Annotated in this window: 9 protein-coding genes and 1 tRNA gene; 3 read left to right on the top strand and 7 right to left on the bottom strand. The window is 33.1% G+C overall.

Annotation, left to right across the window (positions count from 1 at the left end):
* Nucleotides 1-99: 99 nt before the first annotated feature.
* Complete coding sequence (locus HSX10_RS06995) at nt 100-1,701, bottom strand: T9SS type A sorting domain-containing protein (RefSeq protein ID WP_173587499.1); 1,602 nt, start codon at nt 1,699-1,701, stop codon at nt 100-102.
* Nucleotides 1,702-2,028: 327 nt separating this feature from the next.
* Between HSX10_RS06995 and HSX10_RS07000 the strand changes: the two genes are divergently transcribed.
* The 3 genes from HSX10_RS07000 (at nt 2,029) to HSX10_RS07010 (ending at nt 5,872) form a co-directional block, all read left to right on the top strand.
* Nucleotides 2,029-2,742 (top strand): phage tail-like protein, encoded by a 714-nt coding sequence (locus tag HSX10_RS07000; RefSeq protein WP_173587500.1) that lies wholly within the window; start codon nt 2,029-2,031, stop codon nt 2,740-2,742.
* A 232-nt stretch (nt 2,743-2,974) separates the two neighbouring features.
* Nucleotides 2,975-3,901, top strand: coding sequence for a PfkB family carbohydrate kinase (locus HSX10_RS07005; protein WP_173587501.1), 927 nt, complete (start codon nt 2,975-2,977; stop codon nt 3,899-3,901).
* A 72-nt stretch (nt 3,902-3,973) separates the two neighbouring features.
* On the top strand, nt 3,974-5,872 hold the full coding sequence (locus tag HSX10_RS07010) for an amidophosphoribosyltransferase (RefSeq protein WP_173587502.1): 1,899 nt from the start codon (nt 3,974-3,976) through the stop codon (nt 5,870-5,872).
* A 648-nt stretch (nt 5,873-6,520) separates the two neighbouring features.
* Here the strand turns inward: HSX10_RS07010 and HSX10_RS07015 are convergent.
* The 6 genes from HSX10_RS07015 to HSX10_RS07040 all read right to left on the bottom strand — a co-directional run bounded on the left by HSX10_RS07015 (nt 6,521) and on the right by HSX10_RS07040 (nt 12,661).
* A complete protein-coding gene (locus HSX10_RS07015) occupies nt 6,521-7,921 on the bottom strand; it encodes an RtcB family protein (protein WP_173587503.1) in 1,401 nt (466 codons plus the stop codon).
* A 437-nt stretch (nt 7,922-8,358) separates the two neighbouring features.
* On the bottom strand, nt 8,359-9,459 hold the full coding sequence (locus HSX10_RS07020; RefSeq protein WP_173587504.1) for a slipin family protein: 1,101 nt from the start codon (nt 9,457-9,459) through the stop codon (nt 8,359-8,361).
* A gap of 686 nt (nt 9,460-10,145) precedes the next feature.
* Nucleotides 10,146-10,229: transfer RNA gene (locus HSX10_RS07025), tRNA-Tyr, on the bottom strand.
* A 510-nt stretch (nt 10,230-10,739) separates the two neighbouring features.
* Nucleotides 10,740-11,273: a tetratricopeptide repeat protein gene (locus tag HSX10_RS07030; protein ID WP_173587505.1), complete on the bottom strand. Its 534-nt coding sequence runs from the start codon at nt 11,271-11,273 to the stop codon at nt 10,740-10,742.
* A gap of 3 nt (nt 11,274-11,276) precedes the next feature.
* Nucleotides 11,277-11,987 carry a peptide chain release factor H gene (prfH, locus tag HSX10_RS07035; RefSeq protein ID WP_173587506.1) on the bottom strand — a complete coding sequence of 237 codons (711 nt, stop codon included), beginning with the start codon at nt 11,985-11,987 and terminating at the stop codon, nt 11,277-11,279.
* The gene (locus HSX10_RS07040; protein ID WP_173587507.1) at nt 11,972-12,661 is read right to left on the bottom strand and encodes a hypothetical protein; all 690 of its coding nucleotides are present in this window, start codon (nt 12,659-12,661) and stop codon (nt 11,972-11,974) included. The genes prfH and HSX10_RS07040 overlap by 16 nt, the downstream gene beginning before the upstream one ends.
* Nucleotides 12,662-12,677 lie beyond the last annotated feature (16 nt).

Genomic DNA, 12,677 nt, shown 5'->3' on the forward strand with positions numbered 1-12,677 from the left:
TAGAAGCTAGCTAAAACACTCCTGTTTTAAGAATAACAAACAAAAAAGGGTTCGTATTAAATTTAATACGAACCCTTTATAATTATATATAATTCCTTATTATTTAATAATCACTTTTTTAGTAAGCTCTTGTTTACCATTAGCCAATTTAACCACATAAATACCTGTGCTTAATTGTGATGCATTAATTTTATTTGCATCAGAGCCTGTTTCTAAACTAGAAGACATTACTATACGTCCTAAAGTATCATAAACATCAACCTGAGTTGTTGCTAACAATTGTCCGTTTACAAAAATATTTTTATTCGCAGCATATAAGCTTAAACTATTAAAGTCATTATCTACTTGAGATAATGTAACGTTACCTATGTTTAAATAAAATCTCCCTGTTCCACTAATTGCAGTATCTGCCGTAAATGTATAACTACCCTGATTTAATAATGTATATGTGTTTTCAATATTATCTTCAAGATAAACCTCAACATCAGCAGGCAAAGTAGAAGTTTCAATACTAAAAGTAATTTGTTGTCCTTGAGAAGCCTTAAGACCTAAAGGAATAACAACATCACTAAGATCTGAAGACCCTAAACTTTGAATAGCCATACCATTTCCTTCACTATCCTCTAGTAATTCAGAGTATAATGAAAAACTAAGTGATGATGCTCCAAAAAGCTTTGCATCATAACCACGATCTACACCATGTGTAGAATTCTCATTAAAATATATTTCTGTAGCAAAATCACCGCCAGCATGTTCTGCCTTTAATCTTACCATTTCATTTACATTTTCATCTCTTCCTAATATAAAATCATCAGAGCCACTAAAAACACGCATTGCAGGTGTAAAGCTTATGACGTTAGAGGCATCAGTGAAATCATTAGCAACTAAAAACCCTTGACCAGGAGTTATACTAAGACCTATATTAACCAATCTATTAATTATTGTAAAATTACCAATAGTACCAGTACCAGACTGCGTACCGCTATTATAACCATATATACCTGCAGCATCTTCTGCTAATTGATCTTCATTTTCATCTAAAAACAGAGTAGAATTTAAATATGTAGGATATGGATTCCCTACTGAATTCCAATTTTTTGGATCACCAGTTGTATCTGGTGCAATTATTGGATCTGTAGTAGTAATCGTTACGTTTTCAGTATCTTTAGATATAGTACCAGAAAATCTCAAGGTCTGTCCACTACTTGTTGCAGCTCTATAGCCAACACCTCGCTGTAATAAAACCGTAGCATTAGAAATTGAATTATAATTAACATACGACTGACTAACATTACTGTAAGGACCAAATGCATATAAAGCTCCTGAACTTGGAATATAATTATAATTAGCCATGCTATCATCGCCATTAACAGTACCATAATTTAAAAAGTCATTATAATCTGTATCGGTAGCTTTAACAGGTAATGACACCAAATCATTTCCTCCGTTTGCTCCAGAAGTACCAACAACATTAACATACCTATCATAATTAACAACAGTTCCATCAGTAATGGTTCCGTCTAACATAACACAAGCAAAACTGTCTGATGTAGATTTTAGATTTAACTCATCAGCAGTAAAAATAGCACCATCTGCAATTGAAACAGATGTACCTTCACGAACAGTCATTGTACTTGATAAATCTTGAGCTTCAAGACTTAAACAAAAAATTGACAATAAAACAATAAAATTATATTTCATTTTGATCCAAATTTATCAGGAAGTATGCAATAAACGCCAATAATTTTAATTATTCAAGTGAAATTGCAATAATCTATGTGACACACAAACATTTAAAAATATTTCACTCAACAAAATTGTATATTTAAAATAAATACCCACCTTAAAACCGCAATTTAAAAACCTGAAAATCATATAATTAAACAAACTTTAATCAATTTAAAAAAAACTGTAGGAAAAATTCCCCAAGAAAAGCCCCATATGCGATTTAAAAATTAAAGCATCGAAGCTTGATAAATTACATTTTTTAATGTTAATTTGTCATCTAAGTTCAACAAAACAAGAATCATGAAGTCTATTTTAAATTTATTAGGTGCTTTTTTAATATGCACAACAACATGTTTTGCCCAAGTAGGTATTGGTACAGAAAATCCAGATGCATCTAGTATTTTAGAATTGCAAAGTACTGAAGGTGGTTTATTATTACCTAGAATGACAACTACAGAGCGTGATCTTATTGCGTCTCCTGCTGAAGGTCTTACTATCTATAATACAACTACAGAGAGTCTTGAAGTCTTTGAATTAAGCTCAACAAGCTGGAAGCGTTTAACTACAGAATCTGAAGGAACACCTTCTTTAACAATGTATAAAAATCTGAATGGAGCTAGCCTTACAACATCTAGTAATACTACTAATTTTGATAATTTTCCTTTAGGTGCTTCTGAGGTTACAGAAAATGATTTAGATTATTTTGAAGTGTTGGGTGAAGGTGAAATAAAAATTCTTCAAGCAGGAAGTTATTTAATTAATGCAAGTTGGGCTACTAGAAATTTAGAATCAGGTAGTGTAAAATACATTTTTGCAATATTTATAAATGGAACTCGTACTGGGTACATGGCAAGAGGTGCTGTAAACCTGCCTTCACAAGATTATTTTGGAGCTTCAGGCACATTTCAATATGTATTTGCAGCTGACGATATTGTAGATATTAGTTATTTTATTGGTAATACTGCCAGCAGCGTCAGTGGTGATTTATTACACATAGGTATTGTTAAATTATAAGTTAATTAAGTACTAACATATATAAAAGGCCACAATTTAAAAATTGTGGCTTTTTTGTGCAATCTAACGTTGGTATTAAGTATCATTGAGAACTAAAAACACAACATATTAGTACTTAAAGTAATATTTGGTTTAAGATAGAAAGAATTAAAACCTAACTACCATTGTTTAATTTCATGTTTCACATAGAATATATTTTACGTAAATTTGCGACTTAATTCAAATTAAGGTAATGAGCAAGTTAGTAATTGTTGGTACAGTAGCTTTTGATGCTATTGAAACCCCTTTTGGGAAAACCGATAAAATCCTCGGTGGAGCAGCAACATATATAGGTTTATCAGCTTCAAATTTTAATGTAGATTCTGCAGCAGTTTCTGTAGTTGGAGGTGATTTTCCACAAGAATATTTAGATCTATTAAAAAATAGAAACGTTGATATTGAAGGTATAGAAGTTGTAAAAGATGGTAAAACCTTCTTTTGGAGTGGTAAATACCATAACGACATGAATTCTCGTGATACGTTAGCAACTGAGCTTAATGTATTAGAACACTTTAATCCTGTTGTTCCTGAAAATTACAAAGATGCAGAAGTCGTAATGCTAGGTAACTTACACCCTTTAGTACAGCAAGGGGTATTAAACCAAATGACTAAGAAACCTAAGTTAGCTATTTTAGACACCATGAATTTCTGGATGGATATCGCTTTAGATGATTTGCTTTCTGTGATTAAAAACGTGGATGTAATTACCATTAACGATGAAGAAGCCCGACAATTAACCGGGGAGTATTCTTTAGTGGTTGCGGCCAAAAAAATCCATGAAATGGGCCCTAAATTTGTAGTCATTAAAAAAGGAGAGCACGGCGCTTTATTATTTCATGATGATCAGGTATTCTATGCACCTGCACTTCCTTTAAAAGAAGTTTTTGACCCAACAGGAGCCGGAGATACATTTGCAGGAGGATTTGCTGGTTATTTAGCAAAAACTGATGACTTTTCTTTTGAAAACATGAAAACGGCCGTTATTTATGGCTCTACTTTAGCCTCCTTCTGTGTTGAGAAATTTGGAACGGAACGCATGCAAAACATTACAGACAAAGAAATTTACAAACGCTTAGAGCAGTTTAAAACTCTAACGCAGTTTGATATCGAATTATCATAAACTAACGCGCTCTAAAATGAGCGCGTTTTTATTTTCAAAATAATATATAACACTAATTGCGGACAAACAATTATGAGTGATGCTTTAAAACATGAGTGCGGTATTGCACTTATTAGACTTTTAAAACCATTAGAATACTATAAAGAAAAGTATGGTAGTGCTTTTTATGGTGTAAACAAAATGTATTTAATGATGGAAAAACAGCACAACCGTGGACAAGACGGTGCTGGTTTTGCAAGTATAAAATTAGATACTAAACCTGGTGAACGCTACATTAGTCGTGTAAGATCTATAGCCCAACAACCGATACAAGATATTTTTGCTCAAATCAACGAGCGTATTAACGATGACCTTAATAATAATCCGCAATATCAAGATAATGTAGATTTACAAAAAAAACACATTCCATATATCGGAGAAGTTTTATTAGGACATGTACGTTACGGAACTTATGGTAAAAACAGTGTAGAAAGTGTTCATCCGTTTTTAAGACAAAACAACTGGATGCACAGAAACCTTATTGTTGCTGGTAATTTTAACATGACTAATGTTAATGAGCTTTTTGATAACCTAATTGAAATAGGACAACACCCAAAAGAAAAAGCTGATACCGTTACTGTAATGGAAAAAATTGGCCATTTTTTAGATGATGCTGTTGCTAAAATTTACAAAGATTTAAAAAAAGAAGGTTATAATAAAAATGAGTGTTCTCCTTTAATTGCAGAACGTTTAAAAGTTGGAAAAATATTAAGACGTGCTGCTAAAAACTGGGATGGTGGTTATGCTATGGCTGGTTTATTAGGTCATGGAGATTCGTTTGTATTAAGAGATCCTTCTGGTATTAGACCTGCTTATTATTATAAAGATGATGAAGTGGTGGTGGTTGCATCAGAACGACCTGTAATTCAAACTGTTTTTAATGTTCCTTTTGAAGCTGTAAAAGAATTAGAACCAGGGCATGCTATTATTACTAAAAAGTCTGGAGTTACTCAGATTAAAAAAATATTAGAACCTTTAGAACGTAAAGCTTGTTCTTTTGAGCGTATTTACTTTTCTCGTGGAAGTGATGCTGAAATTTACCAAGAACGAAAAAAACTAGGTCGCTTATTAATGCCTAAAGTTTTAAAAGCTATTGATAACGACACTAAAAATAGTGTGTTTACTTATATACCAAACACAGCAGAAACTTCGTTTTTTGGTATGATAGAAGCTGTTGAAGATCACCTCAACGAGCAGAAAATAAAATCTATACTTGATGGTAATGGTAAACTATCTGCAGAAACGGTTACAGATATTTTATCTGAGCGTCCACGTATTGAAAAAATAGCTATTAAAGATGTAAAATTAAGAACTTTTATTACTGAAGATAGCAGTAGAGATGATCTTGTTGCACACGTTTACGATATCACATACGGTGTTATAAAGCCAACTGATAACTTAGTTATTATTGATGATAGTATTGTAAGAGGTACAACTCTTAAAAAGAGTATCATTAAAATGATGGACCGCTTAAACCCTAAGAAAATCGTAGTGGTTTCTTCTGCACCTCAAATACGCTTTATTGATTGTTATGGTATAGACATGGCTAATTTAGAAACGTTAATCGCTTTTAAAGCTGCTTTAGCATTATTAAAAGAAACCAATCAATACCATATCGTTAAAGATGTTTACGATAAATGTATTGAACAAGTTAATAGAAAGGACAAAGAGATTGTAAACTATGTAAAAGAGATATACGACAATTTTACAGATGAAGAGATTTCTGATAAAATCGCAGAGTTATTAATTGAAGAGGACACCAAAGCAGAAGTGAAAGTTATTTTTCAATCTGTTAAAAACCTACACGAGGCTTGTCCTGATAATTTAGGTGATTGGTACTTTACAGGAGATTACCCTACACCTGGCGGTAATAGAGTAGTCAACAGAGCTTTTATTAATTTCTTTGAAGGCAATAAAAGAAGAGCGTACTAAACACTCAGATATTTAATTTAAAAATCAAAAATCACTTTTAGTCGGATAAAAACGCACTTGGTCTGGTTTTTGATTTTTTTTATCAAAAAAAATATACATTGTCGTTACCATAACATAAGTAGGTTAAGTTCATGGTAGATTTGGGGCAAAAAGGATGAACAACTGTTCATCCTTTTTTTATATAAAGTGTATTATCTTATTCACACAAGCTCCCTATATGGAGCGAATTACACCGCACCCCTCTTTGTCTTCCACGCTTAGACTAATATATATGTCGTTTGTCCAAAAAATTAAAAATTAAGAAAATGTACACTTATATTTGATTTACCATAACATAAGTAGGTTAAGTTTATGGTAGATTTGGGGCAAAAAGGATGAACAACTGTTCATCCTTTTTCATTTTCTGTTGATTCCTAAATAACTTCTTTTTTGAAAAGTATTGAGCACAATACTTTCTTCTCAAAGTTTCGAATTACTTTATTCAGTAACCGTTATTCATATATAAATTTTAAAAAGCAGACCAACTGAAGTCAGTCCACTTTTCCCCTTTCTAAGGTTAAAATTATAGACCTGCAAGGTTTTAAAACCTGCTAGGTCTGTTTAATTATGAGACTTTGCAGGTTTTAAAAACCTAGCAAGTCTTTTTAATCATTTTCTATTTCGTTTTTTCTTTTCTTTACGAATTTTCCAAGGTGCATTCTTCTGAAAATCACCAGCCATAATACAGCCATAAGGCATCACCTCATCAATAACTTTACCGAGATTAAATTCATTCATTTGCTCTCTAACTGCTTTTGCGTTTTTATAAGCCGATGGTAACTCAGTAATATCAATTTCTTTTGAGAAAAACCGAACATCTAATCCACGTGTTTCTTCTTTAAAGATTTGCATCGTAGAACCCGTTTTACTTTTTCTATGTTGGGTTCTACTCACATTTCTACCTGCTCCATGTGGTGCAAAACCTAAATTAGTGGTTGTGGTATTACCTTCAACAATCAAAACAGGCTCAGACATATTTAACGGAATCAATCGTGGTCCTGTAATGTCTGGCATAAACTTAGGCTCTAAAGGTGTTGCGCCTTTAGCATGGTAAAATAAATCGCCATCTTTAAAGACAAAGTTGTGCTCGTTCCAGTAACGGTTTTCAATCTTAATTTCTAGAGTTTCAGCTACTGAATTATGCAATACTTCGTGATTGGTTTTTGTCCAATCTCTTATAATTTGAAGCGCCTCCCAATAAGCTTTACCTTCTTCAGTTTCAAATGGAATCCACGCATTTTGTTTCTTAGTATCTGGCGATAATTCTTTTCTAAAACGTTCAGCAATTTTCATCCCTTTTGTATATAATCTTGCTCCCGGACCTCTTGAACCATGATGTGTGACCATCATTGTATTTCCTGTTTTTTTAGAAGTTCCAACAAACAAGAAATGATTACCATCGCCTTGTGTTCCTAAATGTGATCTTGCGATTTGAAGCATGGCTCCATCATTTAAAAAGTAATTAGACTCAAAAGCGTCTAATAATTCTTTTGGAAAACGAAACTGTGAATCTCTATCACGTCCACCCGGTCCAAAATGTGTAATAGCATGTGCTGCATCTAAAACGTCTTTGAGTTCTGCTTTTCCGAAATCGGTTAGCATTACTGAACAGCAAATATCTGCACTATGCATCCCTGGATGAATGGCGTTTTTTGCAACAGCTACACCTCCAACCGGAATTGTTCCATCTGGACCCGTTGGACAAGCATCTGGCATAATAGCACCATTAACTAATGTTGGTGTTTTCATTAAGGTTTGCATTGAGTTAATGACTTTGTCAACGTTGTCTTTTTCCTCTTCGTTTTCGGCTTTAATATTTATTGAAAAGTTAACGGGTGTTTTATGTAATTCTATGGGATCTGGTGATTTAAATTGCTCTAAATAGGTTGTTATTGCTTCGTCTTCAAGGTTGTTTTTGTTGATGTGTGTAATGGCTTCTTTCATCCATTTTCCTTGTCTGTAACCTAATGCCTTTAAATCGTGACCTGTTATTTTTGTTTTCATATTCATTTCCCACGAAAGTGGGAATCTTTTTAATTAATAATTTACTCTGATGAGATTCTTCGCTGTGCTCTGAATGACATCTTAATTACACTACAAATATTATAGTGTGTTGCGTAGTGTTTTTGCGTACTTAATTTTTTTATCCTGTAGGGTGTTTTATGACCTTGTAGGTATTGTTTCTTGTTGTGTTCATTTTGCCTTTGCTTAAAGGCACTTTGCTTTGATTAAGCTTTTCGCTAGTTCTGCATTAGGGATTACTCATCCATTCTTATTTTATTAAATAGGAAATCGTGATTACTTCGTAGTTGGAACGGCATCCTTTTTTATTTTTCTTAAAAAAGATATAGTGAAACATTTATGTTCATGAATTCATTAATTTAAAATAGAAAAGCATGAATAAAAGCGCGACCCAAACCTTTTTCGGTTTGGGTAACACCATAACACTACTTATTCACAGAGAAAATATCCTTTAATTGTTCAATGACATTACCGTTACCAGCAACCGTGATTTCGCCAATTTTATCGGCAATTTTCTCAACATATTCCATCTCCTTTAATTTGAACAACATGCTGTTGTCTTCCATTAATTTCGCGGTATTTAACAAGCTTCGTGTAGAGGCTGTTTCTTCTCGTCTTGTCACCACATTAGCTTGCGCTTTTTTGTGAGCAATCAATACTTGATTCATAATCTCTTTCATATCACCTGGTAAAATAACGTCTCGCAAACCTGCATACAATACGCTCACACCTAACTTAGTGGCTTGTGTTTTTACATCTTCTAAAACGGCTTTGGCAATCGTTTCCTTTTGCTCTAACAATTCGTCTAAGGTGTAAGAACCAACAAAGGCACGCAACGCTAATTGCAAGGTGATGTACAATTGCTTTTCGTAATCTTTGCTTTGCATTAACGCGGTTTCTACATTAGTAACTTTGTATTGTGCATAGAAATTAATACGAACGCCTGCTTTGTCTTTGGTCAATAATTCTTGACCTGCAACTTCTAATTGCAACTGACGCATATCTGCTTTTAAGATTTTAATGGTTTGTTCATTTTTCCAAAAATGGTAGGTTCCATGTTCTAAGATTTTAACAAACTCGTCATTAACAATCATAATCGCTTTTTCGAAAGCCGCAACTTCGAAAGTTCTAATGTATTGACGCAATTGCATAGTGCTAAACAAGACTTTTTTAATGTCTTCTGTAATTTCGATTTTACTTAAATCTGCGGTTACAAATTTGTAATTTATTAAGCCTTTCCAGAACGTGTAACGACCAGCTGTTAATATGTGTTTAAAGTTGTTGTTTTCATAAACTAAAACAATTTCGCTATCCTTTACTTCTACAACGGTTAAGAGCTGAGCCAAAACATCATCTTTAAGTAAGATTTCTAATGCTTTTGGCGCAACGAATGCTTGAGACAAATCGTATATTAAGACTTGTTCTCTAAAGTTTAACCAATGTTTTCCTGCTGTAATAACGCGAGCGTAATTACCGTTTTTAAACACTAAACCTACTGTACCTGCATGAATTCTTTCTTTAAACATGATTTCTAATTTTTTGTTCTGATTTGTTTTTTTATATCAGAACGGTTAAATATTTATAATAGAATTCTCTTTTTGAGAATGGCTATTCAATTAAAAAAAAGCGAAAGAAAACCATCTTTCTAACTACGGAAATACAAGCGATTTAGAGGGGTATTAAATTCTGTTTCTTGGATGATTCATCAATTTTAAATCGACATTATCGACTTGTTAATTGAAAAATGAATCCTTAAAAGAAAACCTAAAGCGTCTTTTAATACATTAGTATTTCAAGGTGTTTTCTTGACTGCATTTTCAACAAGTTGCCTTTGCGAGTTTTAGTTCACTTTGTTTTGCCATTTATAGTGTGACGCACTTGGTGGTTAGTTTTGTGAGATAACCAAGCTCTGGGATATGGATTTTGAGTCCATTTCAATACAACATCTAAAGTGTTGCGCGTCTACCAATTTCGCCACAAACCCATTTGGGTTTGGCAGGACTCGAACCTACAAATTGATCTATTGCTTAACCGGACTTAGCTACTTCCCGTTAGAGAAGACAGGATTCGAACCTGTGTACATAGATGGAGGCTATTATTTTGGCAAATAACCGAAGCCTTCAAGTCAAGTTGAATATAAAAACCTCATACCAATTGGTAAGGATTTATACAATAGTGCTATACCGAAACACTTAACAAGACTTGCTTGATGTGGAAACAGTAGGACTCGAACCTACACGTTCATTACGAAACAAGATTTACAATCTCGCGAGCCAACCAATTGCTCAATGCTTCCGTTTTAATATTTTAAAGAACTTTTATTATGCTCTGCCAGTTTCTTTTATCTGGCAGAGCGGTACTTTTAAAGTCTGATATAAAAGACTTCTAATTAATTACAATGCAAATATTTCGTGCTATTACGCAATCTTTTTGCGTAGTTAAATTTATTTCATGATTTTTTATTTCTTTTCATTTTGTATTGATACAAACTGCGAAGCACATCACGAGTTCCATAAAATGAAAACCCACGAGTAAACGAACCAAAAAATCACGATCAAAATGTAGGAAATTGCTAAAGCATCATTCACTTTCAAGATTTCGTGCTTGAAGCTTCGCTTCGCATCTTCATCTCTTCGCTCATTATTTCTGAATTTTGATGTTTTCCGACTTTGTCGAAATTTGGGACTTGAGTTTTTACTTTATTAGGCCCAAAATCGATGGTTTCTGAATGCTTTCTTTTTACTTCTCTACGTTTTGTTAGTTAACCTGCAAAGTTGTTTGGACTTCGCAGGTTGGGTTAATTTTCTTATTTTTTCTTCTTCTTTTTTTTCTTGCACTTGGTTTTTTTAGTCTTTTTCGGTTTCTTTTTATCCTTAATTCTTTTAATTTCAGAATCGATGAAACTGATAAAACTGTTATTGTAAACGTGCTTTTTTGCGAGCTTTAAAGTCTTTAATGCCTTCTTGTATTTTTGAAGAATTTCAAAAAGTTGCCCTTGAAACAAGTAAACTTCCCCTTTGTTTAACCCTTTAACGGTTAGAGAAAAGTCAATAAGTTTTTGAGCTTCTTCGTAATCTTCGTTCCACATTAAAACCAGAATATATTTTGAATACACTTTGTGAAAATCTAGTTTGTTAGCCAAAGCCTCTGCGTAATAGTGTTTGGCTTTTTCATAATCACCAAACTGCTCTGCTTGTAAGCGTCCCATTAAGTACAAAGCATAAGCGTTGTCTGCTTCGTAGGATAAGGCGTAGTTTAGATTTTCTACTGTTTCTTCTAGTTCGTATGGATAAGCATCTATGGCTTTAAGCACGTAGTTGTTTAACAAATTCGTGTCCATTTTTTAATTTTTTAATTGATTGCGCAATTCATTTTTTAATGCGCAACGTTGTTTTTTAAAATCTTTTACAATTGTATTTCTCTTAAAATCTTTGCCTTTAAAAACTTTTATAGGATTGCCCCTTTCTATCGATAGATGATTTTTCCATTGGTTTTTAATTCCAGATTGTAAAGCTTCCAATTGTACTTCTGCAACTTTTTCTTGTAAGCGTGCTTTTGCTATTTTTTTGTTTTGATGTTGCGAGCGACTATCCATAACCAACACTTGCGTTTTTGTGGGCTGATGCGTCGCTCTAATAGCTGAGCTCACTTTGTTTACATGTTGCCCTCCTGGTCCAGAACTTCGAGTGGCTTGATACGTGATATCTTTTTCAAGAATTTGAAATTGTTCACTTTTCCGTATTTCATATAAACCAACAAACCAGTTTTTACGCTTGTGTTGTGGTCTAAAAGTTGAAGTGCCAATCCACTGAATTGTTCCTGTCCACTGACTTAAAAACCGACTTAGATTATTGCCTTTGAGTTGAACAGTTACAGAATGTAACGTCATGTTTTCAATACCTTTTTCTCTATCTAGGATTTTATATTCAATATCCTTGTCGTTAACAGATTCTAAGAAATGTTTTAGAATTTGAGCCACGACCCAACAACATTCTGCTGGTCCTCGTCCTGAGGTTATTTGTATTATTTTAGTATTTATTAATGGTTTTCCCATGATACTGTTTCGTTAATAACATCCTTAAGCGCGTATTTTTTTAGCCCTTTGAGATGTCTTTTTGTTTTTAATTTTTCTTGTTTGAAATAGGTTAAATTCCAGTCGTCTTTCCAAGGATTCATAGCTTCATAAATGTTGTAATAGCCTTTTTTATTAAATTGAGATGTGATATAATCTGCTTCTCTAATTAATTCTGGGTCAATACGTTTTCTATGGGTTATGTAAGCTCTTGCGTGTTTAATTCTATAGGCTCCTTTTGGGATTCTTATATAAAATCGAACGCTTAGTTTTTTGTTTTCGTTTCTAAACTGAAACGCAGTACACATACATTGTGCTTTAAAACTTAGTTTATTAAATTGCTTTTTGCTTATAGTCGGAAACCCTTTGTATATGAGATGTTTTGACGTTTGATTCAGCCATTTCTTTTCTGCCTCTTCTTTCGTTCTTCCCCAATAATACCTTTCGATTTTATTATAAAGTTCTAGAATTTCAGCCTTGTTTTTATAGCGTTCAATTCTTTCTGTTATAACAATTTCTTTATACCAACCGTGACGTATAGGTTCTTTTAATTTAATGTAACCTAACTCACGTTGAAGTTTCCAAATTTCCCATTGCCTATTTTGTAAACGACAGACTTCTTTTAACCGCTGTTCTTTTATGTTTATTGGTTTCATTAGACATGTTAAAAAT

It is taken from the genome of Winogradskyella undariae, assembly GCF_013285155.1.
GTDB lineage: Bacteria > Bacteroidota > Bacteroidia > Flavobacteriales > Flavobacteriaceae > Winogradskyella > Winogradskyella undariae.

Bases quoted from the DNA above. Each gene is read 5' to 3' on its own strand.
- HSX10_RS06995 (WP_173587499.1), bottom strand. From the start codon at position 1,701: ATGAAATATAATTTTATTGTTTTATTGTCAATTTTTTGTTTAAGTCTT.
- HSX10_RS07000 (WP_173587500.1), top strand. From the start codon at position 2,029: ATGAAGTCTATTTTAAATTTATTAGGTGCTTTTTTAATATGCACAACA.
- HSX10_RS07005 (WP_173587501.1), top strand. From the start codon at position 2,975: ATGAGCAAGTTAGTAATTGTTGGTACAGTAGCTTTTGATGCTATTGAA.
- HSX10_RS07010 (WP_173587502.1), top strand. From the start codon at position 3,974: ATGAGTGATGCTTTAAAACATGAGTGCGGTATTGCACTTATTAGACTT.
- HSX10_RS07015 (WP_173587503.1), bottom strand. From the start codon at position 7,921: ATGAATATGAAAACAAAAATAACAGGTCACGATTTAAAGGCATTAGGT.
- HSX10_RS07020 (WP_173587504.1), bottom strand. From the start codon at position 9,459: ATGTTTAAAGAAAGAATTCATGCAGGTACAGTAGGTTTAGTGTTTAAA.
- HSX10_RS07030 (WP_173587505.1), bottom strand. From the start codon at position 11,273: ATGGACACGAATTTGTTAAACAACTACGTGCTTAAAGCCATAGATGCT.
- prfH (WP_173587506.1), bottom strand. From the start codon at position 11,987: ATGGGAAAACCATTAATAAATACTAAAATAATACAAATAACCTCAGGA.
- HSX10_RS07040 (WP_173587507.1), bottom strand. From the start codon at position 12,661: ATGAAACCAATAAACATAAAAGAACAGCGGTTAAAAGAAGTCTGTCGT.